This is a genomic window from Enterobacter sp. RHBSTW-00975, from assembly GCF_013615235.1.
GTDB lineage: Bacteria > Pseudomonadota > Gammaproteobacteria > Enterobacterales > Enterobacteriaceae > Enterobacter > Enterobacter ludwigii.
The window spans coordinates 1,205,698-1,230,722 of sequence record NZ_CP055883.1 but is presented as its reverse complement, the minus strand read 5'-3'; the positions used below and the strand labels follow the sequence as shown (position 1 = coordinate 1,230,722).

The window sequence follows — 25,025 nt, the reverse complement described above, 5'->3', positions numbered from 1 at the left end:
GCGGTTCTTTGATAAAAAGTGACTAAAGTCGCGTTAATTTCTGCTGACGGTTTTTTATCTCAACGGAATCAACGGCTGCACATTTTTTCACCACCACGTGACGTTTTTTCAGTTAAAACTGAAAACGCATCCAGGCGAAGTAAACGTTACCGTTGTTGTATGTCCCCGGGATATAGGTCATCTGGAACGTTGCCGGACCATAGCCGATAGAGGCCAGAGGCAGCAGCACCGGAATCGGAATGTAGTTCCAGTTGTCGCGTGCGGTCACACCGGCGGTGTAGCCCAGCCCCACATGGAAGTTTTCATCGGCTAACGGACGCCAGGTTTTCTCCCAGCCATAACCCCCGATCGGTTCCCATTTGTTAAAGGAATCTTTAAAGGCCATCAGATAGATGCCATGCCAGTTCCCTTTTTCGTCCCAACGCGACTGACCAAAACCAGCCCCCCACGGGCGCTCGTTATATTTGTCAGTCTTTTCTTTGTCATAGGCAAAACGCGCATGCCACGTTATTGCCGGAACATACAGGTCATAATGCTCTGGCGCAGTCCAGGTCTGCGACACATTATCAGTGAAGGTGGAGAACCAGCCTTTATCGGTTGCATTGCTCTCGGCGTGTGCAACAGACGACAATGCTAACTGCCCAAAAATAAACAACAAAATGAGGAAAAATTTATTACGTACAATCACAATGCAATTACCATTCTTAGTATTCGAGGCAAAGTTTACCATAAAATAGTTTAATCAAAGCTTAACAGCATCAGCGTTATTCCTAATTAATCAGCGTCTTCCTGGGAATATTCTGAGAGGAACATACCTTCACGCCATAATAAGCACAATAAAAGTAAGCCTTTATTAGGCTTTAATACGCTGGACAATCCAACCAACGCCAGCAATGACGGTCTCCAGGGCCCGTCCTGGAGGGACGCCAGCAGCCATTAAAAACCCAGTTCCCAAAGGGTTTTTGCCTTTTCTTTCTGCGGCGAATTTAAACCCACAAAATATTTAACAACCCATTATCATTTAATTGACATATAGTGATATCTCTACCGGTCAATATGCGCATGAGATAAATGCCGGGGCGATGGCAAAAATACCGTTAATATCTTCTTTAGTAGTCTGTTTATTGATTTTAATCAGCAAGGACAGAACATTAATTCGGCACATTTCATCCTTCTTTTTTATTGATTATTTGTGCTCTCGGGCAGCAAGGATACAGGGGAAACCATGCTTACGTTTATCGAGCTCCTTATCGGAGTCGTCGTCATTGTCGGTGTAGCGCGCTACATCATTAAAGGTTACTCGGCCACAGGGGTGTTATTTGTCGGCGGGCTAACCCTGCTCATTATCAGCGCCATCATGGGCCATCAGGTGTTACCGGCCAGCGCAGACAGTACGGGCTACACCGCCACTGACATTGTTGAATACATTAAAATCCTGCTCATGAGCCGCGGTGGCGACCTGGGTATGATGATCATGATGCTGTGCGGTTTTGCGGCGTACATGACCCATATCGGCGCGAATGATATGGTGGTTAAACTGGCGTCCAAACCGCTGCAGTACATTAACTCCCCGTATCTGCTGATGGTCGCGGCCTATTTCCTTGCCTGCCTGATGTCCCTCGCCGTGTCGTCCGCCACCGGTCTGGGCGTACTGTTAATGGCCACCCTGTTCCCGATTATGGTTAACGTCGGTATCAGCCGCGGCGCGGCCGCCGCGATTTGCGCCTCGCCGGCCGCCATTATACTTTCCCCCACCTCCGGTGATGTCGTGCTCGCAGCCAAAGCCGCTGAGATGTCGCTTATCGACTTTGCGTTCAAAACCACGCTGCCCATTTCTATCGTCGCCATTGTCGGCATGGGCATCGCGCACTTCTTCTGGCAGCGTTATCTCGATAAGAAGGAGAACATCAGCCACGAGATGCTGGACGTGAGTGAAATCACCACCACCGCGCCGGCGTTTTATGCCATTCTGCCGTTCACACCTATTATTGGCGTGCTTATTTTTGACGGTAAATGGGGCCCACAGCTGCACATCATCACCATTCTGGTGATCTGCATGCTCCTGGCCGCCCTGCTGGAGTTTGTGCGTGGGTTTAACACGCAGAAAGTTTTCTCGGGTCTGGAAGTGGCCTATCGCGGTATGGCGGATGCGTTTGCAGGGGTCGTTATGCTGCTGGTTGCAGCAGGCGTCTTCGCCCAGGGTCTGAGCACCATCGGCTTTATTCAGAGCCTGATTTCCATCGCCACCTCGTTCGGCTCGGCCAGTATTATCCTGATGCTGGTTCTGGTAGTGCTGACCATGCTCGCCGCCATGACTACCGGTTCAGGTAACGCGCCGTTCTACGCCTTTGTTGAGATGATCCCGAAACTGGCTCACTCCTCAGGCATTAACCCGGCCTATCTCTCCATTCCCATGCTGCAGGCGTCAAACCTCGGTCGCACCATTTCGCCGGTATCGGGTGTGGTTGTAGCCGTTGCCGGGATGGCAAAAATCTCGCCTTTTGAAGTGATCAAACGCACCTCCGTCCCCGTGATTGTGGGGCTGATTATCGTGATTATTGCCACGCAGGTGCTGGTACCCGGCGCAGCTTAAGCTAAATTCCTGATATCCAGAAAGCGCCTGCGGGCGCTTTTTGTGCTTTAATAATTTCCAGAAATTATTCATGCTCATTCGATCAGGAAATCACATGTTCAGGAAGGATATCGTTATTCCGTCTGGCGCAATCGCGCTGGCACTCTGTGTATTCTCCGCACAGGCCGACCCACTCAAGGCAACGCAGTATGGCGATTTCGATCGCTACGTTCTGGCTCTTTCCTGGCAAACCGGGTTCTGCCAGAGCATGGCCGACCGTAACCGCAACGAGCCCGAAGAGTGCCGTTTACAAAAAGAGAGTGATAACAAAACCGATTTTCTGACCGTGCACGGATTATGGCCGGGGCTGCCAAAATCTGTTGCCGCACGGGGTGTGGATGAACGTCGCTGGATGCGTTTTGGCTGCGCGACCCGTCCAATCCCGAACATGCCGGAGGTGAAGGCCAGCCGCAAATGCGCTGCAGCCGAAACCGGACTGTCGCTTTCAGGTGCTGCGAAGCTGAACAGCGTTATGCCAGGTGCTGGCGGTAACTCCTGCCTGGAACGCTACGAATATGCCAAACATGGCGTGTGCTTTGGTTTTGATCCTGACGCGTATTTCGGCACGATGGTGCGCATGAATCAGGAGATAAAAAACAGCGCGGTCGGCAAGTTCCTCGCCGATAACTATGGAAAAACCGTAAGCCGCAGCGACTTTGACAGCGCCGTGGCCAAAGGCTGGGGCAAGGAGAATGTCAAAGCGTTCAAGCTTACCTGTAATGGCAACCCGTCCTACCTGACCGAAATGCAGATCTCACTGAAGGCAGACACCATTAATAACCCGCTTTCTGCGACCTCATTTGCTCCGCAGCCACATCCGGGTAACTGCGGAAAACAATTCGTCATTGATAAAGCCGGTCACTGATTGACGATCGGTCGGGTCATGTCAAACCGGTGCTCGTCACTGATGCCATAGTAAGCCGTCGGCCCACCCGCACGCAGGATGGGCTGCGCTTTCGCCGTCTGATAAATCCCCTCTTCCAGCAACGTTTCGGCGATGTGAATACCCACCACTTCGCCGAGCACCAGCCAGGTATCAACCGGTGTGCCGTCGGCCCCGGCAAGCTGAATACACTGCGACAGGCGACACTCAAAGTTAACCGGGCTTTCTGCCACCCGCGGGGCGTTCACCAGTTGGCTGGCCGCTGGCGTTAACCCCGCAAAGGTAAATTCATTTTCATCGTGGGGAAGCATAGCCGAGGTCGCATTCATCGCTTCAGCCAGATCGCGCGTCGCCAGGTTCCAGACAAACTCGCCGGTTTCGGTAATATTACGCACGCTGTCTTTCCAGCCGTTGCTGGAAAAACCGATGATGGGCGGACGATAGTTAAAGCAGTTAAAGAAGCTATACGGCGCGAGATTCAGCTGACCGGCGTTGTCGCACGAGGAGATCCAGCCAATCGGGCGTGGGCCAATAATCGCGTTCAGTGGGTCATGCGGCAGGCCGTGTCCCAGAGAAGGTTGATAGAAATACATAGTGCTCTCTTAATGGTGGGGCAGACACGAATTGCGTTTCGCTCAGTACCCTGGATCAGGACACTCAGCGTAACGCAATCCGCCAGGAATTAAGACTGAATAAATTTCAGCAAATCGTCATTGATCTGGTGCTTATGCGTGGTGCATATGCCGTGAGAACCCCCGGCATAGACCTTCAGCTCAGCGTTCGGCAGGATCTCTGCAGCCACCCGACCACAGGTCTCGATCGGGACTATCTGGTCGTCATCGCCGTGGATCACCAGCGTCGGGATAGTCATCTTTTTCAGATCTTCACGCAGATCGGTTTCAGAAAACGCTTTTACGCAGTCATACAGCGCCTTGATCGACCCCTGAAGCCCCTGCTCAACGAAGCTCTCCCGCACCGCTTTGGACTCTTTTGCCCCCGGGCGGTTATAGCCATAAAACGCCTCGGTCAGCGCATAGAAGAAAGCTGCGCGATCGTTAATCACGCCTTCCCGAATACCATCAAACACCTCTTTCGGCACACCGTTCGGGTTGAAATCGGTTTTGATCATAATCGGTGTCACGGCACCAATAAGTACCGCTTTCGCCACGCGATCCGTACCGTGGCGACCAATATAGCGCGCCACTTCGCCACCGCCGGTTGAATGCCCCACGTGAACAGCGTCTTTCAGATTCAGACGCGCCGTCAGCTCAGCCAGGTCGTCGGCATACTGATCCATATTGTGCCCATCCCACGGCTGCGCTGAGCGGCCATGTCCGCGGCGGTCATGTGCAATTACGCGAAATCCTTTTGATCCCAGGTATAACATTTGGTCTTCAAAGGCATCCGCCGTCAGCGGCCAGCCGTGGCTAAACACCACGGGTTGCCCGCTTCCCCAGTCTTTAAAATATAAATAACTGCCGTCTTTCAACGTAATTTTGTCGTAATCGCTCATGAGATCTCCTGAGAAGAAACACTGAATGCGGATAGTCGCCCGCAGGGGGCGCTTAAAAAGAATAATGCAAATTGGCAAGGGAGCACGTTTTTCACCGAAAATTCATATGACCCATGAATGTGACCTGTATCACTTCAAAGTTGTGCGCTCAGCCAGTATCATCAGAAGAGTTAAACCCTCGCTGCCAGACGGCGAGGGTTTTCTTTTGGATTGGTTTCTGCGTTACACGCAGCATTAACGACATGGAGTAAAAAATGTCCAGACCCACCATTATCATCAATGAGCTTGACGCAGAACGTATTGACAGACTGCTGGAAAAAGCAGAATTCGCTTCGCTTCCGGTGGCTGACGCCCTGAATGAAGAGCTTGACCGGGCGCAGATGTGCACGCCTGAATCCATGCCTCACGACGTGGTCACCATGAACAGCCGGGTTAAATTCCGTAACCTGGCCACCGGTGAAGAGCTGACCCGAACGCTGGTCTACCCGGCGCAGATGACCGACAGCAGCGCACAGCTTTCGGTCCTTGCCCCTGTGGGTGCCGCGCTTCTTGGTCTGCGTACGGGAGACACCATCAACTGGGCATTGCCAGGCGGTGCTGCGGCGCATCTGGAAGTGCTGGAGCTGCTCTACCAGCCAGAAGCCGCGGGCGACTACCTGCGTTAACCCCATCTGAACAAACGCTCCCGCGTTGCACAGAGGATGCACCCGCATCCTCTTTCCGCAAATTCACCCGATTATCCTATATCGCCCGAAAACCCCTTAACCCACGCTTAATCTGTTTGGGTGCCGCGGGGACGGTCATGAGTGAGATAGTGGTTATCACACTTATTTTTCTCATTATTCTGGCGATCATCGTCATGGCGGTGCTTTATCTTGAGCGTCATCGGTAAGCGATAATCTCACACCACCCCACCCGGGAAAGCATTGACCAGGCCTTTCACCTGCTGTGCTGCCGCGTCAGGCGTTTCCGCCCCCGGCACCAGAATGACCTTGCGGCACTCCTCCTCCCGTTTTTCGAAAATCTTGTAGGCGCGTTCCGCATCCGCCAGCGGCAGATAGTGGGTCACAATCTCCTCCGGCGTAAGCAGCCCTTTTTCGATAAGCGGCAGCAACTCGCCCAGCCAGGCGTGGACGTGTGTCTGCCCCATCCTGAAACTCAGCCCTTTATCGAAGGCATCGCCAAACAGGAAGCCGTGAATAAACCCGGCGTAAACGCCAGGGACGCTGACAACGCCGCCGCGCCGGACAGCCGCGATACACTGACGCAGCGCTTTGCCGCTGCTGCCTTCAATTTTAAGATTGCTGAGGATTGTTTCCGTGGTGCTGCCTTTGGCTTCGAACCCGACGGCATCAATCACCGCATCGACACCACGCTGGCCGGCAGTTTGCTCAATGATTTTTTCGGCGGCATCGTTATCATCATCAAAGTTGACAGGGATTGCGCCGTAGCGCGCCTGAGCGAATTGCAGGCGATACGGGTGGTGGTCAATGACGAAGATCTGTTCCGCCCCGAGCAGTCGCGCGCAGGCAATGGTCAGCAACCCCACCGGCCCGGCGCCGAACACGGCCACGCTCGATCCTTTTTCGATCTGCGCATTTTTTGCCGCCTGCCAGGCGGTGGGTAAAATATCTGACAGGAACAGCGCTTTGTCATCGGACAACAGCGGCGGCACCTTGAACGGCCCAACGTTCCCCTTCGGTACGCGAACATATTCCGCCTGGCCTCCCGGCACGCCGCCGTAGAGATGGCTATAGCCAAACAGCGCGGCCGGCGCGGGAATTTGCTTTTTGTTCAGCGCGGCGCCCTGCCCGGCGTTGGTCGTCTCGCAGGCCGCGTATTGCTGCAGACGGCAGAAGAAACAGTCACCGCAGGCAATCACAAACGGGATAACCACGCGATCGCCTTTCTGTAAATTCTTCACCTCCCTGCCACACTCAACGATTTCCCCCATAAATTCATGACCAAAAATATCGCCGTGTTGCACCTTCGGGATTTTGCCGCGATAGAGATGCAGATCGGACCCGCAAATCGCCGTAGCCGTGACCCGCAAAATAATATCGTCTGGCTGTTCAATGATGGGATCGGGGACATTCTCGACGCGAACATGATGTGGGCCGTGATACGTGAGTGCTTTCATGCAACCTCCGAAAGGATCCAGGACAGTGTATAAAGGGTAGCTACCCCAGAAGACTTGCCCGTGATGACGGATCTTTTGAGATTTTTCCTGGCGAGATCAAAAAGTGGCGCCGCGCTTACAGAAACCATTCATATTTTGTGGTTGAATGAATTCAGCGTTTATAAACAAGGAGAAACGGGTATGTATCAGACAATCATTATGCCGGTTGATGTTTTCGAGATGGAGCTGAGCGACAAGGCCGTACGCCACGCGGAGTTCCTGGCGCAGCAGGACGGGATCATCCATCTTTTACACGTGTTACCGGGTTCCGCCAGCCTGAGTCTGCACCGCTTTGCCGCCGATGTACGTCGTTTCGAAGAGCATCTTCAGCACGAAGCTGAAAATCGTCTACAAACCATGGTCGGGCATTTCAGCATCGACCCTTCACGTATCAAAACTCACGTCAGGTTCGGTAGCGTGAGGGATGCCGTTAATGAACTGGCCAATGAACTGAAAGCAGACGTCGTGGTGATCGGTTCCCGTAATCCTTCCATTACCACCCACCTGCTGGGCTCTAACGCGTCGAGCGTGATCCGCCACACCCACATTCCGGTGATGGTCGTCAGGTAAAAAAAAGAGGCCACCTTTCGGTGGCCTCTTGCTGTTGCAGGTGTAGTCTTGCTTTCTTTTTATGCCGTTTTGGTGCGAATCAGATAATCGAACGAGCTCAGAGACGCTTTCGCCCCTTCACCGGTGGCAATGATGATCTGTTTGTACGGAACCGTGGTGCAGTCCCCTGCCGCGAACACCCCTTTCACGCTGGTTTCGCATTTCGCATCGATAATAATTTCGCCCATGCGATTGCGCTCAATCGCGCCGTCCAGCCAGGTGGTGTTTGGCAACAGACCAATCTGTACGAAGATCCCCGCCAGCGCCACGCTATGCACGTCACCGCTCACGCGGTCGCGGTATTCCAGACCGGTCACTTTGCTGCCGTCACCTTTCACTTCCGTGGTCTGCGCATTCAGCACGATATCGACGTTTTTCAGGCTACGCACTTTGTCCTGCAGCACCTGGTCCGCTTTCATCTCTGGGGCGAACTCCAGCAGGGTGACGTGTTCAACGATACCCGCCAGGTCAATCGCCGCTTCCACACCGGAGTTACCGCCGCCGATCACCGCCACGCGTTTACCTTTAAACAGCGGGCCGTCGCAGTGCGGGCAGTAGGTGACGCCTTTGGTGCGATACTGATCTTCACCCGGGACGTTCATGTTGCGCCATTTGGCGCCGGTGGCAATGATAATGCTGCGCGCTTTCAGCACCGCGCCGGAGGCGGTTTCAATCTGGTGTAACCCCCCTTCAACCGCGGCCGGAACCAGCTTGCTGGCGCTCTGGCTGTCGATCACATCCACTTCATAATCGCTGACGTGCGCCTTCAGTGCGCCAGCCAGTTTCTGGCCTTCGGTCTTCGGCACAGAGATGTAGTTTTCGATATCCACGGTGTCGAGCACCTGGCCACCGAAGCGTTCGCCCATCAGGCCGGTACGAATGCCTTTACGGGCGGAGTAAACCGCCGCCGCCGCGCCCGCCGGGCCTGAGCCGACAATCAGAACATCATACGCGTCACGTTTGTTCAGCGCTTCTGCCGCACGTTTTTCGGCACCCGTGTCCACTTTGGCAACGATTTCGGTCAGCGTCATACGGCCCTGGCCAAACTCCTGACCGTTCATAAAGACCGCCGGAACGCCCATGACGTTACGATCGGTGATTTCGTTCTGGAACGTACCGCCGTCAATCGCCGTATGCTTAATGCGCGGGTTCAGCACCGACATCAGGTTCAGCGCCTGCACCACGTCCGGGCAGTTATGGCAGGAGAGTGAGTAATAGGTTTCAAACTCAAAATCGCCATCAATATCGCGGATCTGCTCGAGCAGCGCCTGCGCCTCTTTTGACGGATGACCACCGGTCCACAACAGTGCCAGCACCAGCGAGGTGAATTCGTGGCCCAGTGGAGAACCGGCAAAACGCGGCCCCTGGTCAGAACCCGGATTGGTGATCAGGAAGGAGGGCTTGCGCACCGCCAGACCGTTATCTTCTTTGAAGGTCACGTTCGGTGACAGTTCGGCGATCTCTGCCAGCAGTTCCTTGATCTCTGCCGATTTAGCGCTGTCGTCCAGCGTGGCAATCAGCTCAACAGGTTTGGTCAGTTTCTCAAGGTAGGCCTTGAGCTGGGTTTTCATATTGGTGTCGAGCATTATTCTTCCCTCTCTAAAAACGTCATCATGCAAGCTGCCTTATTCGGGCGGCCTGAATGCAACTTGCATCATGGTGCTGGAATAAAATGGGCGCGGGCGCGCCCATTACGACTGTCATTTCCGGAGCCTGTCGCGTCAGAGCAGGCGATGCTCTGCGCGAAAGACGGCGGGAAACTTAGATTTTGCCAACCAGGTCTAAAGACGGTGCCAGAGTCGCTTCGCCTTCTTTCCATTTCGCCGGGCAAACTTCACCTGGGTGAGAAGCAACGTACTGCGCCGCTTTCACTTTACGCAGCAGGTCAGAAGCATCACGGCCGATACCTTCAGCGGTAACTTCGATTGCCTGGATAATGCCCTGCGGGTCAACAACGAAGGTAGCACGGTCAGCCAGGCCTTCATCTTCACGCATGTTGTCGAAGTTACGGGTCAGGGCGCCAGTCGGGTCGCCGATCATCGCGTATTTGATTTTCGCGATGGTTTCAGAGCTGCTGTGCCATGCTTTGTGGGTGAAGTGGGTGTCGGTAGAAACAGAGTAAACGTCTACGCCCAGCTTCTGCAGTTCGTCGTAATGGTCTGCAACGTCACCCAGTTCGGTCGGGCAAACGAAGGTGAAGTCTGCCGGATAGAAGAAGAAGACGCTCCAGCGGCCTTCGGTATCTTTCTCGGTCACTTCGATGAATTCACCGTTTTTGAACGCCTGGTTTTTGAAAGGTTTAATTTTGGTATTAATCAAAGACATCTGTACTTCCTCCGTGTTTTCGTTGAGATGTAAGGTAACCAACTTTCGCCGGGTGGGCTAATGCGTTTGCTTTATCAAATCAATCAGCCATACCTAACAACCCGAACAAGACAACGTGATGAACTGAATTAACGAAAAGCCAAAAGTAAAAAGGCCGCCCTGGTGGGCGGCCCTGATACCTGAACTTTCCACAGGAACTTTCAGTGCCAGCAATTGCTGGCGTTGCGTTGCGCTCTACATACCTCATATCAAGGCCGTAACAGCGCCTTGATTACAACACCCGCACAGCGCGAGGGCAATGCACATGAGCGCCAATCGTATCTATGGCTGTGATAGGTTTCATCGAACACGGTTTATCGCGCAGAACGTAAGACGCGCCGGCGAGGATTAATAAAAATGAATGATAATTATTTGTCTATATATAATTGAGACTATTTTAATGCAAACACCCTCGCAGTTTTAGAGATAAAAATATCTTAATATTCATTGAAGCTCTATTTTATAAATCTGCCATCGTGATATATTAAGTCAACATACAACTCTAATTAAGTAAGTTAATTGCATGGATGGTAAATGATTAACTTCCTTCTATAGTTATCAGTGATGTGTTAACGCAACGCAGTCCACTCAGGATGAAACATGGCTAATCTCTACGATCTAAAAAAATTTGATCTTAATCTGCTGGTAATTTTCGAGTGTATTTATCAGCACTTAAGCATCAGCAAGGCAGCAGAAACGCTCTATATTACGCCCTCGGCGGTCAGCCAGTCGCTGCAAAGGTTGCGTAATCAGCTCAACGATCCCCTGTTCATTCGTTCCGGGAAAGGGATTACGCCCACCACGGTAGGCGTGAACCTGCACCATCATCTTGAGCAAAACCTCAACCAGCTTGAGCAGACGATTAACATCATGCATGGCTCAACGCTAAAAAAGAATTTTGTGGTGTACAGCCCGCAAATCCTGACCACAGAAAACCTGCTGGGCCCGCTTAAATTATTGATGCGAGAGCACAATTACGAGATTGAACTGCATGACATGCTGCTCTCTGCTGACTCCGCAGAGGATCTGCTGGCATACCGTAAGGCAGACTTAATTTTCTCAATGGCCCCGGTTAGTAACCGTTCAATGATTTGTGTGCCATATGCATCCTATTCCGTCCTGCTGGTCTGCAGCCAGGATCATCCGCGGATGAAAGAGGTGGCCACCATGGAAGAGCTTCAGGAAGAGAAGTTTACGATATTCCTCAGTGATGAGCCGGGCGTTAAAACCTATCAATCGATGGCAGAAAAAGTGCATGCGGAAAAGACAATCGGTTTTCGCTGTGACTCTGTATTTACTATTATTTCGATGATAAGTGCCTCTCATTTAATTGGTTACGTACCCGAAATTTTATTTGATAAATACAGTGAAGTGCTAAGACTCAAAAAAATCACTGCACCGTTCACCCTTCCCTCGCTTGACATTTTTATGATTTATAATCGTTCGGCATTGAACAGTACGGCATTCGCGAAATTTATTAACGAAGTAACAGAAAAATAACAGCGACGGGCTGTGTCGCTCACAGCCCGTTCTCTTTGTTAATACATAATCCTGACTTATATTTTATAACGCGCTTTCGCGTTATTTTGACTGATATTCCTCTCACTTATTATGGGCAGACCGCCGTTATTCTAACGCGAGAGGGATGACACGCTCAGAGTGTATTCAGCCGCTCCGCCGCCGCGAGAAGCGTCGATTCCTGTTTCGCAAAACAGAGCCGGATCAGCTTATGCGGGAACGGGTCGGCGCAAAATACGGACAGCGGAATGGCAGCAACGCCCACCTCTTTTGTCAGCCACTGGCAAAAACTCACGTCATCCCGATCCGAAATCGCGCTGTAGTCCGCCAGCAGGAAGTAGGTCCCTTCGCAGGGTAAAATCTCCAGACGGCTCTGGCTTAGCGCATTCACAAACAGATCCCGACGCTGACGGTAGAATGCCGGCAGGTCGCGGTAGTGCTCCGGTTCGGCGCGCAGCATATCAGCCAGGGCCAGCTGGGCCGGCGTGTTTACGGCAAACGTCAGGTACTGATGCACTTTACGCAACTCAGCGCTGATGGCCGCGGGAGCCACGCAGTACCCCACCTTCCAGCCGGTCATGTGATAGGTTTTACCAAATGACGATACCGCCACGGCACGCTCGCGAAGCTGCGGATGGGCCAGCACGCTGGCATGCCCTTCCTGCGCAAAACAGATGTGCTCATACACTTCATCGCTCAGCACGTAAATTTCACGCCCGGCAATCGCCTGCCACAGCTTTGCGAAATCGGCTTTCTGCCATGCGGTCGCCGACGGGTTGTGCGGGGTATTGATAATAACCAGACGGGTTTTGTCGCTCAGCAAGGCAGCAAACGCCTGCCAGTCCGGACGGAAATGCGGTGGCTGTAGCGCGATACGTTTCACCACGCCGCCGGAGAGTTCAACCGCCGGCGCGTAGCTGTCATAACTCGGGTCAAAGCAGATCACCTCATCACCCGTGCGCACCAGCGCGGTAATTGCGGCATACAACGCTTCGGTCGCCCCTGCCGTCACCGTGATGTCGCTGGTAGCGTCTGGCTTATAGCCATACAGCTCAGCCGTTTTGTCTGCTATGGCGTCCCGCAGTGCCTGCACGCCCGTCATCGGTGCATACTGGTTCGCCCCCTGCGCAACGTGGTACGCCAGACGTTCCTGCAAATAACGCGGGCCATCAAAATCCGGGAACCCTTGCGAGAGATTAATGGCGTTGTACTGCTGGGCCAGAGCGCTCATTTGCGTAAAGATGGTGGTGCCAAGACTGGGAAGTTTACTCTGAGGAATCAATGCGTTATTGCTCATTGTGTTGTGCCTGCATGTAATACTTATGTTGCTGACACTATAACACGATGTTAGTCTTTGGCAATCAAGACGCTTAGACGTCTAAACAATATGAATATTCCTGACCGAGAGGGAAAAAGGAAGATGACCGACAATCTGCAACTCACACACCTGGTCGACGCCTGCCGCTGGATCGGCGCCAAAGGCTGGGCTCCCGCGACCGGCGGCAACATGTCCGTGCGTAAGGATGCGCATCTGTGCTGGCTCAGTGAATCCGGTAAAGATAAAGGCAGCCTGACCACCGACGATTTTCTGCAGGTGGAGATTGCGACCAACCGTGCACTCTCTGGCCGCACGCCGTCGGCTGAAACCGGGCTTCACACGCTCATCTATCGTCTGTTTCCCGAAGCCAACGCGGTTCTGCACGTCCATACCGTCAATGCCACGGTCTTGTCGCGGCTGGTCAAAGAGCCTGAGCTGAAGATCACCGGCTTTGAGATGCAAAAATCCCTCTCCGGGCAGAGCACGCATCTGGATACGGTCGCCATCCCGGTGTTTGATAACGACCAGGATATCGACGCACTCGCCGTGCGCATTGCCGAATACGCTCAGGCGCACCCGTTTAATTATGGTTTTCTTCTGCGCGGTCATGGCTTAACCTGCTGGGGACGCGATGTGGCCGAGGCCCGCCGTCATCTGGAAGGACTGGAATTCTTATTTGAATGCGAAATGCGTTTACGACACTGGGAGAGAGTATGATTCGCGCGATTGTGACGGATATTGAAGGGACCACCAGCGATATCCGTTTTGTCCATGATGTTTTGTTCCCCTACGCGCGTGAGCGTCTGGCGGCCTTTGTGTCCGCGCAGCAGTACGCCGAGCCGGTCAAATCGATTCTGGACAACCTGCGTGATGAAATTAACCACCCGCACGCCAGCGTAAGCGACCTTATCGACACACTCTTTACGTTTATGGATGAAGACCGCAAGTCAACCGCGTTGAAAGCACTGCAGGGGATCATCTGGCACGACGGCTACGTTAACGGCGATTTTACCGGCCACCTCTACCCGGACGTCCTGCCTGCGCTGGAAAAATGGAAAGCGCAGGGTATTGATCTCTATGTTTATTCCTCAGGCTCCGTCGCGGCGCAGAAACTGTTATTTGGCTACAGCGACGAAGGTGATATTACTCATCTGTTCAGCGGCTATTTTGATACCCACATCGGTGCCAAGCGCGACGTCCAGTCTTACCAGAACATTGCGGCACAAACGGGTATCCCTCCGTCGCAGATCCTGTTCCTGTCGGATATACATCAGGAGCTGGACGCCGCTGAGCAGGCAGGTTTTCGCACCCTGCAGCTGATTCGCGGCGATGATGACGGTGCAAGCCATCACCATCAGGTACACCAGTTCGACGAGATTAACCCGGAGCAGATCCCTTCATGAGCGCATTGACCATTTATTCCGATAAAGACCCCAGTCAACCTCGCTGGCACAGCACCGACGCTGCCGACATCGCCCAACAGCTCAACGCCAGAGGGGTGCGTTTTGAACGCTGGGCCGCAGACCGCGACTTAGGCCGCGATCCTGCCCCCGATGCGGTTATCGCGGCTTATCAGCATGCGATCGACACGCTAGTGGCAGAGAAAGGTTATCAGAGCTGGGATGTCATCAGCCTGCGTGCCGACAACCCTCAAAAAGAGGCGCTGCGCGCTAAGTTCCTGAACGAGCATACCCACGGGGAAGATGAAGTGCGTTTCTTTGTTGAGGGTGCGGGGCTGTTTTGCCTGCACATTGGCGACGAGGTGTGTCAGGTATTGTGTGAGAAAAACGACCTGATTTCCGTGCCCGCCGGAACGCCGCACTGGTTTGATATGGGCTCAGAGCCGAACTTTACCGCCATTCGTATTTTTGATAACCCCGAGGGGTGGATTGCGCAGTTCACCGGCGATGCGATTGCGGATGCGTATCCGCGTCTGGCATGATTTTTCCCCTCTCCCTCCAGGGAGAGGGGGCGAAAAAACGTCAGTGTTTCAATCCCTTCGTATACGCCACCAGCTGGTCCAGCACAATGCCCCACCCTTCGTGGAAGCCCATCTGTTCATGCTGCTCGCGGATTTCCGCCGTTGGATGGCGAGCAATGGCGGTATAACGCGTTTTGCCCTCCCCCACATCATCCAGCAGTAGAATGGCCGTCATAAACGGCTTTTCGGCGGGCTTCCAGCCTTCCGTGTAACCGTCGGTAAAGACCAGCTTCCTGCCGGGATCGATTTCGAGAAACACACCCCGGTTATCCATCCGTTGCCCGTCTACCTCAAACACCGTGTTAAACCGCCCGCCAACGCGCAGGTCAAGGTCACACTCGGTCACTTTGTGCGGAACCGGAATGAAGAAGTTTTTGATGTGCTCGGGTGTCGTCCAGCAGAGCCACAGCAGATCGCGCGGGGCATCCACCACGCGTTCCAGTTTTAAGTCTGTATCAGGATCAAGCGTCACGTGACTGTCCTCCTAAAGGGAACCCCTTAAAGGATAGTCGTCCTCAGGCGAATTTCCCTTTTGCCACCTCTTCCGGCGTGACGATGCCCGTATCCAGCACCCAACCGCTTATCAATGCCGCTGGCGTGACGTCAAAGGCCGGGTTGTAGACCTGCGCGTTTTCAGGAGCCCACTGCACCGCGCCAAAGCTCCCGGCCACGCCCGTCACTTCGCTGGCCGCACGTTGTTCAATGGGGATTGCCTCACCGTTCGGGCACGCCGGGTCAAGCGTGGTATGCGGGGCAGCGACATAGAACGGAATACCGTGGAACGTTGCCAGAACCGCCAGAGAATAGGTGCCAATTTTATTCGCCACGTCGCCGTTAGCCGCAATACGGTCTGCGCCCACCCACACCGCGTCAACCAGCCCTTTTGCCATCAGGCTGGCGGCCATGGAATCGGCGATCAGCTGGTACGGCACGCCCAGTTCGCCGAGTTCCCATGCGGTCAGTCTTCCACCCTGCAACAGGGGGCGGGTTTCATCCACCCAGACAGAGCTGACGCGTCCTTCCTGATGCGCGCGGGCAATCACGCCGAGCGCGGTGCCAACCCCTGCCGTCGCCAGCCCGCCGGTATTGCAGTGGGTCAACAGACGGCTGCCGGGTTTCACCAGCGTACTGCCGGCATTCGCGATGGCCTCGCACAGCTGCTTGTCTTCATCAATCAGACGCAGCGCTTCCGCCACCAGCGCAGGCACAAAATCCTCCTGCCGGAGAGCCAGCTTCATGCGGTCGAGGTTGTTCATCAGGTTCACCGCCGTCGGGCGGGATGCCCGCAGGGTCTCCAGGGCCACAGCCAGTTCATCACGGCTTTTGCCGTTTTCCGCCAGAAGGGCCAGCAGCAGGCTTGCAGAGAGACCAATCAGCGGTGCCCCGCGTACGCGCAGGGCGTGAATATGGCCGACCAGCGCCTCTACCGTCGAGGCGTCAAGCCAGCGTTTCTCCTGAGGAAGCGCCTGCTGATCGAGAATAAATAACTGATTCTCCGCCACTCGCAGGCTGGTCGTCTGTAATGTCTGCATGTCGTTAATTCCCTGTTGCGTTGTTGTAGCACATTGTGTCAGGATGAAATCCAGATGTATAGACGTCTAAATGTCTTTATTAGCAAAACCAGTGAGGAACAGGCAATGTCGCAATACCGTACCTTTACCGCCCAGGATGCCGTGGAGTATGCAAAGCAGTTCGGCGGCCTTGATGACCCCTCATCGCTGGTGGAGGCGCAGGAAGTGGGCGACGGTAACCTCAATCTGGTGTTCAAAATTTTCGATACCGAGGGCGTGAGCCGCATCGTTGTTAAGCAGGCGCTGCCGTATGTGCGCTGCGTCGGCGAATCCTGGCCACTGACCCTGGATCGCGCCCGCCTGGAGGCGCAAACGCTGGTCGAACACTACCAGCACAGCCCGCAGCACACGGTGAAAATCCACCACTTCGACCCTGAACTGGCGGTGATGGTGATGGAAGATCTCTCCAGCCATGCCATCTGGCGCGGGCAGCTGATCAAAAATACCTACTACCCGCAGGCGGCGCGTCAGTTGGGTGAATACCTCGCGCACACGCTGTTCCATACCAGCGACTTTTACCTGCACCCGCATGAAAAGAAAGCGCAGGTCGCGAAATTCCTTAATCCGGAGATGTGCGAGATCACCGAAGATCTGTTCTTCAACGATCCGTACCAGGTCCACGAACGTAACAACTACCCTGCTGAACTGGAAAAAGACGTTGCCGCCCTGCGCGATGACGCTCAGTTAAAAATTGCCGTGGCCTCACTGAAGCACCGCTTCTTCTCACACGCTGAAGCCCTGCTGCATGGCGATATTCACAGCGGCTCGATTTTCGTGGCAGACGGCAGTCTGAAAGCCATCGACGCAGAGTTCGGCTACTTCGGCCCCATCGGTTTTGACGTCGGCACCGCCATCGGCAACCTGCTGCTCAATTTCTGCGGCCTGCCGGGGCATCTGGGTATTCGCGATGCCGCCGCGGCCCGTGAACAGCGTCTGACCGACATTCAGACGCTGTGGAACACCTTCGCGGAGCGCTTCCAGATCCTGGCCAGTGAGAAAACGCGCGATGCGGCACTTGCTGCCCCGGGCTACGCCTCTGAATTCCTGAAAAAGGTGTGGAAAGACGCGATCGGATTCTGCGGCACGGAGCTGATTCGCCGCAGTGTCGGTCTGTCGCACGTGGCGGATATCGAGACCATTCAGGATGAAGCAATGCGCCACGAATGCCTGCGCCACGCGATTACGCTTGGCAAGGCGCTGATTGTGATTGCCGACCGTATCGACACCGCCGAAGATCTGGTGGCGCGGGTGCGTCAGTACAGTTAAACGCCTCGGCCCTCTCCCGATGAAGAGGGCCGTCAGAAAGACACCAGCGCGCCGTTACCCCAGATACTCAATCACCGACAATCCACCGTTATAATCCGTGCTGTAGATAATGCCCTGCGCATCGACAAACACATCGCATGACTGGATCACCTTCGGTCGATTCGGCCGCGTATCCATCATCCTCTCAGGCGCCGCCGGCACCAGCGCACCGGTTTCAATCGGACGGTAAGGATTGGAAATATCAAACGCGCGCACGCCCGCATTCTGCCAGGTCGCAAAAATCAGCGTTGAGCTGACAAAGCTTCCCGGCCGGTTCTCGTGCAGGTTGTGTGGACCAAAATGCGCCCCTTTCGCCACATAATCCCGCTCCTGCGGCTGCGGGAATGTGGAAATACTTACCGGGTTCGACGGCTCGCGAATATCAAACAGCCAGATGAACTTCTCACCGTCCTCCTGGTTATCCAGTACCGCTTCATCCAGCACCACCAGCAGGTCACGATCCGGCAATGGCAGCGCGGTGTGCGTGCCACCTCCAAACGGCGGGCTCCAGTTGCGATGGCTAATCAGCTTCGGCTGCGTGCTATCCTTCACGTCCAGCAGCGTCAGTCCCCCGTCGCGCCAGCTCCCGTAAGCGGTATCCCCGGCGATAATCGCGTGGTGCAGCGCGTAGCGTTTGCCTTCCGGCCAATTGGGTTGCTCACCGTCGGCCTGGTTCATCCCCGGCAGCCACCAGCGCCCGGCCACCTCAGGCTTTTGCGGGTCGGCCAGGTCGATCGTCAGGAAAATATAGTCGGTAAAGCCGTCAATCAGCGCCGAAACATACGCCCAGCGCCCGCCGACGTACCAGATACGGTGAATGCCGATGCCGCTCAGGGATAAAAAGCCGATCTCACGCGGTTTGTCAGGGGTGGAGATATCAAACACCCGCAACCCGGCGCTCCAGCCTTTGTCCTGCACGTCGCGTACGGTTTCCCCTACCTGACGGGTGTAGTAGACCTTTTCGTCAGCGAAACGGGCATCCGCGAACAAGTCTCGCGCGTTAATGACCAGCAGGAGATCGTCGTGCGCCTGAAGATGAACGTTCCAGGTGCCGGGCGGCGCGGGCATATAGCCTGCCGGTTTGGGATGTTTCGGGTCGCGCACGTCCACAATGGAAAAGCCCTGTGAGACCATATGCCCGATGTACGCGAAACCGCGATGCACCATCAGCTGCACGCCGTCCGGGCGACCGCCCTGGTCGCTATGGCCAATCAGCCGCATATTGCGGCTGTATTCAGGCGTGGGAAGCACACTCATTGATGTTTCGCTTCAAGCGTCGCAAACCACGGGGCGATAAAATCTTCTGTCTGACCCCAGCCTGGAATGATTTTCCCCAGCGACGCCACGTTCACCGCGCCTGGCTGGGCGGTCAGCAGCGCCTGCGGGATCGCCGCCGCTTTGAAATCATACGTGGCGGGTGTGGTTTCACCGGCAATCTTGTTGGCAATCAGACGTACGTTGGTTGCACCAATCAGCTTCGGATCCACCGCCACGCTCACTTTCCACGGGCTGCCTGGCTCGCGCATCAGCTGAAGATCCTGGTTTGAGATATCGATGCTGTAGAGTTTGATTTCGGTGCGGCCATTCTCTTTCAGGGCTTTGTAGGCCCCCTGGCTGAAGGCATCCCAGGTTCCCCAGATGGCGTCAATTTTGCCTTTCGGGTATTTCGCCAGAATAGCGCCCACTTTATTCGCGGTATCTCCCTGCACGTCAGACGAAACGGCACCGATAGACTCCAGCTCTTTAATGTCCGGATACTGCTTTTGCAGCGCTTTATAGGCTGCCTGACGACGTTCCATCGGCGGGAAACCGGCAACCCACAGCTTCACGATGTTGGCTTTGCCGTTGAAATCTTTTGCCAGCTGGCCGAAAGAGAGATGGGTCAGGGAAGCATCATCCTGCTGGGTCACGGTCACCCCGGGAATGTCGCCCTGAACGGCGGTATCAAACACCGACACTTTAATGCCGGCATCGACGGCTTTTTTCACCAGCGCGGTCGCATAGGGGTCGCGCCCCTGAGAGAGGATAATCCCGTCATATTTCTGGCTGATCGCCTGATTAACGAAGTCCTGGAATTTGGCGTCGTCGCCATTGCTCAAAAAGGTGCTGACCTTAAAGCCGAGCTTTTTGCCTTCCTGAATGGCACCGGCGACAAACTGCGTGGTGTTGTCGTCAGAGCCGAGGTTACGGATCACCGCAATGCGGATGGGGCCGTCATGATTTGCAATGGCGGGCGGAAGCGGTGTGGGGGTTGCCGCAAGGCCTGGCAGCGACGTCAGTAACCCTAATGCCACCAGAGAGAGGGTGATTTTTTTCATTCTGTTTTCCCGTTGTGTTGTGATCAATCGTTAGCGTTTTTGTATGTAGGTAATCGCCAGCGCCACGGCGAGCACCAGCCCTTTTATAATGTCCATCGCGTAATAGGGTACGGAAAGCATCACCAGACCGTTCGACAGCACGCCAAGAATGACTGCCCCGACGAGCGTACCCAGCGCGTTCGGTTTTCCGGACCCGGCGAGCGAGAAGCCAATCCACGCCGCCGCAACCGCATCCATCAGATAGCCGCCGCCCGCATTCACCTGTGACGAGCCAATCCGCGAGGCCAGTAAAATGCCGCCTAATCCGGCGAGCAGAGAGGCAATCACGTAGGCCGCCACCTTGTAGCGCGTGGTGCGAATACCGGAGAGACGTGCCGCCTCCGGATTACCGCCGATGGCATACATGCGTCGTCCGTGGGTGGTCAGTGACAGCCCCAGCTGTGCGAGGATCGTCACCACCAGCATGATGATCACGATAGTCGGCACCTGTCCCAGCAGGCTGAATGCCGCCGGAATGGTCCCTTCAGCCATGTCGCCGCTCGGCAGCACCATGTTTTCGGTAATTGACCCACCGTAGCTGTAGGTCATCGCCACGCCCTGGATAACAAACAGGCTGGCAAGCGTGGCAAGCATGTCCGGGATCCGCAGGATGACAATCAGAAACGCGTTAAACAGGCCAACCAGAGTACAAAGCGCCAGGGTAATCAGTATCGATTCGGTGGTGCCGAAGCCGTACCAGACGAACAGTGACACCACCAGCGCGTTAGCCAGCGATGCCGTTGAACCAACCGACAGGTCAAACCCGCCGATGGTCAGCGAAATTGACACCCCGATAGCAATCACCGTCACGATGGCAATTGAGCGCAGGATATTGATAATGTTGTTCGGATCGAGGAAGTTGTCCGACGCCAGGCCAAAGATGGCCACCAGCGCCACCACGGTCAGCAACATGCCCCACTTGTAGAGAAAATCAAAAATTTGCTGACGGCCAGACGCCGCCGCCGTCACTGAAAGGGCCTTGCTCACGACGCCGTTCCTCCGGTTGAATAATAAAGTAGTGTCTCTTCGTGGGCCTCAGCCCCGGCGATTTCCGCCACGATACGTCCGTCCCACAGCACGCAAATGCGATCGCACAGCCCCACCAGTTCAGCGAACTCACCGGAGGCGTAAATCACCCCTTTGCCCTCGCGCGCCAGGCCGTCAATTAACTGGAACAGATCGGTTTTCGCTTTGACATCGACGCCTTTGGTCGGCTCATCGAAAATCAACACGCTGGCGTCGTTGCGCAGCCACTTGCCGATGGCAATCTTCTGCTGGTTGCCCCCCGACAGACGACGCAGCACCTGCCCCGGCCCACGCGCACGCACGCCGACGCGGGCAATCACCTCTTCCGCCCAGCGCCACGCCTGACGGTGGCCGAACAGGCTCCAGCGCGAGAAGCTGTTATCCGCGGTGACCGCCAGGTTCATGCTCACCGGTTCATCAATAAAAATGCCCTCTTTGCGCCGCTCCTCCGGTACCAGCGCCAGACCGCGCAATACCGAATCCGCCGGATCGCGCGGCTGCCAGGGCTGATGATTTAGCTCACCGCGCGCTACACGGCTTTTGCTGGCCCCAAACAGCGCCTTGCAGAGTTCCGTTTTGCCCGCTCCCGCCAGCCCGGCAATGCCCAGAATTTCGCCTTTTCGCAGGTGCAGGGAGATATCTTTCAACAGCGCGTCATCGTGCAGCCCTTCCACGCGCAGCAACGTCTCGTCACTGTGCGCAGGACGGGCCGGCGGATAGATATCGTTAAGCTCATGGCCAAGCATCTTCTCAACGATTTCGTCACCACTGAGGTTCGCCATCGGGCCGGATTCAATCAGCTTGCCGTCGCGCAGCACGGTTAAGGTGTCGCAAATAGCGTTCAGTTCGTGAATACGGTGAGAGATAAACACCACGCCAATCCCCTGCTTTTGCAGACGTCTCACTACGGCGAAAAGCCGTTCGCTTTCATGGCTATCCAGCGGCGCGGTCGGTTCATCCAGAATCAGAAAACGGCAGTGGTGTGAGAGCGCCCGCGCCAGCAATATCTGCTGCTTTTCTGCCAGCGTGCAGGTGTCGACGATGCGCCGCACATCCAGAGTGATACCCAGCTGCGCCAGCGCCTGTTTCGCCTGCTGGCGGATTGCGCGCCAGCGATAGCGATGCCCCGGCTGTGCGAGCTGATCGAGCATGATGTTTTCGGCAATGCTCAGCCCTGGTATCAGCGCGACGTCCACTTCCTGCTGCACCAGGTGGATACCCAGCCGTTTGGCATCAAGCGGCTCGCGGATCGTCACCGGCTGGTTATTAATGCAGATCTCACCTTCGTAGCGATCGTAAGTGCCGCACAGCACCGCCATCAGCGTCGATTTCCCCGCGCCGTTTGCGCCGGTCAGCGCATGCACGGAGCCGCCCATTAACGTCAAATCCACGCGCGACAACGCCTGAAAGCCGGAAAAGGCCAGGCTGATACCGCGCATCTCAAGGCGACTGGAAACCATCCGCGTTAAATCCTTCTTTCATATTGTGATTTATCGAATTTTTCACAGCTCCGGTTGACTGACAACGACGGAAAAGGCATAAGATAAAGCGAAATATTATTAGCCATCCGGATGTCCAGACATAACATCGGGTTAGCGCTTGCTAAAAAAAGGACAACACATGAGCAACACCGATATCCGCGTCGTACCAGGCCCGGCGAACTATTTCTCGCATCCGGGAAGCCTTGCGCACCTGAATGAATTCTTTACGCCGGAACAGCTCTCCCGAGCGGTGTGGATTTATGGCGAACGCGCCATTGAAGGCGCGCGCCCTTTCCTGCCGGAAAGCTTTCACGCGCCGGGGGCAAAACATCTGCTCTTTAAAGGGCACTGCAGCGAACGTGACGTCACCGATCTGGTGACGGCGTCTGGCAATAACGCCAGCGTGGTGATTGGTGTCGGCGGTGGCGCACTGCTTGATACCGCCAAAGCGGTGGCGCGCCGTCTCGGCGTGCCGGTGGTGGCTATTCCCACCATCGCCGCCACCTGCGCCGCCTGGACGCCGCTCTCCGTCTGGTATAACGATGCCGGTCAGGCGCTGCAGTTTGAGGTGTTCGACGATGCTAACTTCCTGGTGCTGGTGGAACCGCACATTATCCTCAAAGCCCCAGCGGAGTACCTGCTGGCAGGCATCGGCGATACGCTGGCGAAGTGGTATGAAGCGGTGGTCCTGGCCCCTCAACCCGAACACCTGCCTCTGACCGTACGCCTGGGGATCAACGGCGCGCTGGCGATCCGCGACGTGCTGCTTTCCCGTAGCGAAGAGGCGCTGGCCGACCAGCAGCGTGGCGAAGCGACGCAGGCGTTCAGGGACGTTGTGGATGCCATTATTGCCGGGGGCGGAATGGTGGGCGGTCTGGGCGAGCGCTATACCCGCGTGGCGGCCGCGCATGCGGTGCACAACGGTTTAACCGTTTTGCCGCAAACGGAAAAATACCTGCACGGTACCAAAGTGGCCTACGGCATCCTGGTGCAAAGTGCGCTGCTCGGCCAGGATGACGTGCTGGCCGAGCTGGTGGCGGCCTATCAGCGCTTTACCCTGCCCACCACGCTTCGCGAACTGGAGGTGGATATCAACAACCGCGACGAGCTGGACAAGGTCATTGCCCATACGCTGCGCCCGGTGGAATCTATCCACTATTTGCCGGTCGCGCTCACCCCTGAGGTTCTGCGCGCCGCGTTTGAGAAAGTGGAATCCTTCAGCCGTTAATCGTTCCGACCGACTATACCTAATGATGATTCTCATCACTCTCGCAACGAGGTCATCATGCAGATCGATTTAACAGGTAAGAAGGCGCTGGTTACTGGCGCCAGCCGTGGGTTGGGTCGTGCCATCGCACTTTCACTGGCACGCGCCGGTGCCGATGTGGTTATTACGTATGAAAAATCCGCCGACAAAGCCCAGGCGGTCACCGAAGAGATAAAGGCGCTTGGGCGCCACAGCGAGGCGATCCAGGCCGACAGCGCCAGCGCACAGGCCATTCAGGATGCGGTTACCCATGCGGCGCGCTCCCTGGGCGGGCTGGATATTCTGGTCAACAACGCCGGGATCGCACGCGGCGGTCCGCTGGAGTCCATGACGCTGGCGGATATTGACGCCCTGATTAACGTCAATATCCGGGGCGTGGTGATCGCCATTCAGGAAGCGCTGGTGCATATGTCTGACGGCGGGCGCATTATCAACATCGGCAGTTGTCTGGCAAACCGTGTGGCGATGCCCGGTATTGCCGTCTATTCGATGACCAAATCTGCACTCAACTCCCTTACCCGGGGTCTGGCTCGCGATCTCGGCCCGCGCGGCATTACCGTGAACCTTGTGCATCCTGGCCCGACAAACAGCGATATGAACCCGGAGGATGGAGAACAGGCTGAATCTCAGCGCCAGATGATTGCGGTGGGACATTACGGCCAGCCGGAAGACATCGCCGCCGCGGTCACCTTCCTGGCCAGTCCTGCCGCCGGACAAATATCCGGCACGGGACTGGATGTCGATGGCGGGTTAAACGCCTGATCGCATGTTGAATGTAAACAAAAGCAGATCAGCCTTTGTTTACCGATAGAGGGTTAACAGCACTTCGCGCCGCCCTTGCCGCCGTAACGGGCGTCCTGGCGGTCGCGGAAGAAAGCTTCATAGGTCATTGGCGTCTGGTCAGGGTGGTTGACGCGCATATGCTCGACATAGTTGTCGTAATCCGGTACGCCGATCATCATTTTGGCGGCCTGGCCCAGGTATTTTCCTGCTTTGGAGAGGGTGTCGAACATAGTGGATA

Annotated in this window: 26 protein-coding genes; 12 read left to right on the top strand and 14 right to left on the bottom strand. The window is 55.4% G+C overall.

What is annotated here, in order from left to right:
- Window positions 1–112: 112 nt before the first annotated feature.
- A complete protein-coding gene (pagP, locus tag HV340_RS05910; protein ID WP_032670625.1) occupies window positions 113–688 on the bottom strand; it encodes a lipid IV(A) palmitoyltransferase PagP in 576 nt (191 codons plus the stop codon).
- A 537-nt stretch (window positions 689–1,225) separates the two neighbouring features.
- Here pagP and dcuC point away from each other — a divergent pair.
- Complete coding sequence (gene dcuC / locus HV340_RS05905) at window positions 1,226–2,593, top strand: anaerobic C4-dicarboxylate transporter DcuC (RefSeq protein ID WP_020885003.1); 1,368 nt, start codon at window positions 1,226–1,228, stop codon at window positions 2,591–2,593.
- Window positions 2,594–2,687: 94 nt separating this feature from the next.
- Window positions 2,688–3,497 carry a ribonuclease I gene (rna, locus tag HV340_RS05900; protein WP_020885004.1) on the top strand — a complete coding sequence of 270 codons (810 nt, stop codon included), beginning with the start codon at window positions 2,688–2,690 and terminating at the stop codon, window positions 3,495–3,497.
- Here rna and HV340_RS05895 read toward each other — a convergent pair.
- Complete coding sequence (locus HV340_RS05895; protein WP_138013622.1) at window positions 3,491–4,108, bottom strand: flavin reductase family protein; 618 nt, start codon at window positions 4,106–4,108, stop codon at window positions 3,491–3,493. The genes rna and HV340_RS05895 overlap by 7 nt on opposite strands.
- Window positions 4,109–4,197: 89 nt before the next feature.
- On the bottom strand, window positions 4,198–5,028 hold the full coding sequence (locus tag HV340_RS05890; RefSeq protein ID WP_020885006.1) for an alpha/beta hydrolase: 831 nt from the start codon (window positions 5,026–5,028) through the stop codon (window positions 4,198–4,200).
- 254 nt (window positions 5,029–5,282) lie between these two features.
- Here HV340_RS05890 and rnk point away from each other — a divergent pair, with 254 nt between their 5' ends.
- Both rnk and yldA read left to right on the top strand, forming a co-directional pair.
- A complete protein-coding gene (rnk, locus tag HV340_RS05885; RefSeq protein WP_014169101.1) occupies window positions 5,283–5,693 on the top strand; it encodes a nucleoside diphosphate kinase regulator in 411 nt (136 codons plus the stop codon).
- A 137-nt stretch (window positions 5,694–5,830) separates the two neighbouring features.
- Window positions 5,831–5,920: a small membrane protein YldA gene (yldA, locus tag HV340_RS24590; protein WP_271661446.1), complete on the top strand. Its 90-nt coding sequence runs from the start codon at window positions 5,831–5,833 to the stop codon at window positions 5,918–5,920.
- Between the two features lie 9 nt (window positions 5,921–5,929).
- On the opposite strand, the gene HV340_RS05880 is transcribed toward yldA, so the two are convergent.
- On the bottom strand, window positions 5,930–7,168 hold the full coding sequence (locus tag HV340_RS05880; RefSeq protein WP_086532802.1) for a zinc-dependent alcohol dehydrogenase: 1,239 nt from the start codon (window positions 7,166–7,168) through the stop codon (window positions 5,930–5,932).
- A 180-nt stretch (window positions 7,169–7,348) separates the two neighbouring features.
- On the opposite strand from HV340_RS05880, the gene uspG reads away from it, so the two are divergent.
- Complete coding sequence (uspG, locus tag HV340_RS05875; RefSeq protein WP_020885008.1) at window positions 7,349–7,777, top strand: universal stress protein UspG; 429 nt, start codon at window positions 7,349–7,351, stop codon at window positions 7,775–7,777.
- Between the two features lie 59 nt (window positions 7,778–7,836).
- Here uspG and ahpF read toward each other — a convergent pair whose 3' ends face one another.
- Window positions 7,837–9,402 carry an alkyl hydroperoxide reductase subunit F gene (gene ahpF, locus HV340_RS05870; protein ID WP_032681429.1) on the bottom strand — a complete coding sequence of 522 codons (1,566 nt, stop codon included), beginning with the start codon at window positions 9,400–9,402 and terminating at the stop codon, window positions 7,837–7,839.
- Between the two features lie 175 nt (window positions 9,403–9,577).
- Window positions 9,578–10,141, bottom strand: a complete 564-nt coding sequence (ahpC, locus tag HV340_RS05865; RefSeq protein WP_008501015.1) for an alkyl hydroperoxide reductase subunit C — start codon at window positions 10,139–10,141, stop codon at window positions 9,578–9,580.
- 639 nt (window positions 10,142–10,780) lie between these two features.
- Between ahpC and HV340_RS05860 the strand changes: the two genes are divergently transcribed.
- Window positions 10,781–11,680, top strand: coding sequence for a LysR family transcriptional regulator (locus HV340_RS05860; protein WP_032677673.1), 900 nt, complete (start codon window positions 10,781–10,783; stop codon window positions 11,678–11,680).
- Between the two features lie 154 nt (window positions 11,681–11,834).
- Here the strand turns inward: HV340_RS05860 and HV340_RS05855 are convergent, their stop codons facing one another.
- Window positions 11,835–12,995 (bottom strand): pyridoxal phosphate-dependent aminotransferase, encoded by a 1,161-nt coding sequence (locus HV340_RS05855; protein WP_181216375.1) that lies wholly within the window; start codon window positions 12,993–12,995, stop codon window positions 11,835–11,837.
- Between the two features lie 123 nt (window positions 12,996–13,118).
- Here HV340_RS05855 and HV340_RS05850 point away from each other — a divergent pair, with 123 nt between their 5' ends.
- The 3 genes from HV340_RS05850 to HV340_RS05840 are packed head-to-tail and all read left to right on the top strand — an operon-like array spanning window position 13,119 to window position 14,958.
- Window positions 13,119–13,733, top strand: coding sequence for a methylthioribulose 1-phosphate dehydratase (locus HV340_RS05850; RefSeq protein ID WP_181216374.1), 615 nt, complete (start codon window positions 13,119–13,121; stop codon window positions 13,731–13,733).
- On the top strand, window positions 13,730–14,419 hold the full coding sequence (gene mtnC, locus HV340_RS05845; protein WP_032681431.1) for an acireductone synthase: 690 nt from the start codon (window positions 13,730–13,732) through the stop codon (window positions 14,417–14,419). The genes HV340_RS05850 and mtnC overlap by 4 nt, the downstream gene beginning before the upstream one ends.
- Window positions 14,416–14,958 carry an acireductone dioxygenase gene (locus tag HV340_RS05840; RefSeq protein WP_014169089.1) on the top strand — a complete coding sequence of 181 codons (543 nt, stop codon included), beginning with the start codon at window positions 14,416–14,418 and terminating at the stop codon, window positions 14,956–14,958. Before mtnC ends, HV340_RS05840 begins: the two co-directional genes overlap by 4 nt.
- A gap of 40 nt (window positions 14,959–14,998) precedes the next feature.
- Here the strand turns inward: HV340_RS05840 and HV340_RS05835 are convergent, their stop codons facing one another.
- Together HV340_RS05835 and mtnA are read right to left on the bottom strand one after the other, a co-directional pair.
- Window positions 14,999–15,469 (bottom strand): SRPBCC family protein, encoded by a 471-nt coding sequence (locus HV340_RS05835; protein ID WP_014169088.1) that lies wholly within the window; start codon window positions 15,467–15,469, stop codon window positions 14,999–15,001.
- Between the two features lie 43 nt (window positions 15,470–15,512).
- Window positions 15,513–16,529, bottom strand: coding sequence for an S-methyl-5-thioribose-1-phosphate isomerase (gene mtnA, locus HV340_RS05830; protein ID WP_181216373.1), 1,017 nt, complete (start codon window positions 16,527–16,529; stop codon window positions 15,513–15,515).
- A 105-nt stretch (window positions 16,530–16,634) separates the two neighbouring features.
- Here mtnA and mtnK point away from each other — a divergent pair, with 105 nt between their 5' ends.
- Window positions 16,635–17,834, top strand: a complete 1,200-nt coding sequence (gene mtnK / locus HV340_RS05825) for an S-methyl-5-thioribose kinase (protein WP_181216372.1) — start codon at window positions 16,635–16,637, stop codon at window positions 17,832–17,834.
- 54 nt (window positions 17,835–17,888) lie between these two features.
- On the opposite strand, the gene HV340_RS05820 is transcribed toward mtnK, so the two are convergent.
- From HV340_RS05820 to HV340_RS05805, 4 genes are read right to left on the bottom strand one after another with little or no spacing between them, the layout of a single operon-like run.
- Window positions 17,889–19,130 carry an LVIVD repeat-containing protein gene (locus HV340_RS05820; protein ID WP_181216371.1) on the bottom strand — a complete coding sequence of 414 codons (1,242 nt, stop codon included), beginning with the start codon at window positions 19,128–19,130 and terminating at the stop codon, window positions 17,889–17,891.
- Complete coding sequence (locus HV340_RS05815; RefSeq protein WP_181216370.1) at window positions 19,127–20,191, bottom strand: sugar ABC transporter substrate-binding protein; 1,065 nt, start codon at window positions 20,189–20,191, stop codon at window positions 19,127–19,129. The genes HV340_RS05820 and HV340_RS05815 overlap by 4 nt, the downstream gene beginning before the upstream one ends.
- A 30-nt stretch (window positions 20,192–20,221) precedes the next feature.
- The gene (locus tag HV340_RS05810) at window positions 20,222–21,217 is read right to left on the bottom strand and encodes an ABC transporter permease (protein WP_025204689.1); all 996 of its coding nucleotides are present in this window, start codon (window positions 21,215–21,217) and stop codon (window positions 20,222–20,224) included.
- On the bottom strand, window positions 21,214–22,716 hold the full coding sequence (locus HV340_RS05805) for a sugar ABC transporter ATP-binding protein (RefSeq protein WP_181216369.1): 1,503 nt from the start codon (window positions 22,714–22,716) through the stop codon (window positions 21,214–21,216). The genes HV340_RS05810 and HV340_RS05805 overlap by 4 nt, the downstream gene beginning before the upstream one ends.
- 160 nt (window positions 22,717–22,876) lie before the next feature.
- Here HV340_RS05805 and HV340_RS05800 point away from each other — a divergent pair, with 160 nt between their 5' ends.
- Entirely contained in the window at window positions 22,877–23,965 is a 1,089-nt protein-coding gene (locus tag HV340_RS05800) for an oxidoreductase (RefSeq protein WP_181216368.1), read from the top strand.
- Between the two features lie 57 nt (window positions 23,966–24,022).
- Window positions 24,023–24,766, top strand: a complete 744-nt coding sequence (locus HV340_RS05795; protein ID WP_014169080.1) for a 3-oxoacyl-ACP reductase family protein — start codon at window positions 24,023–24,025, stop codon at window positions 24,764–24,766.
- 53 nt (window positions 24,767–24,819) lie between these two features.
- On the opposite strand, the gene HV340_RS05790 is transcribed toward HV340_RS05795, so the two are convergent.
- Window positions 24,820–25,017 carry a YbdD/YjiX family protein gene (locus HV340_RS05790; RefSeq protein ID WP_014169079.1) on the bottom strand — a complete coding sequence of 66 codons (198 nt, stop codon included), beginning with the start codon at window positions 25,015–25,017 and terminating at the stop codon, window positions 24,820–24,822.
- Between the last annotated feature and the right edge of the window lie 8 nt (window positions 25,018–25,025).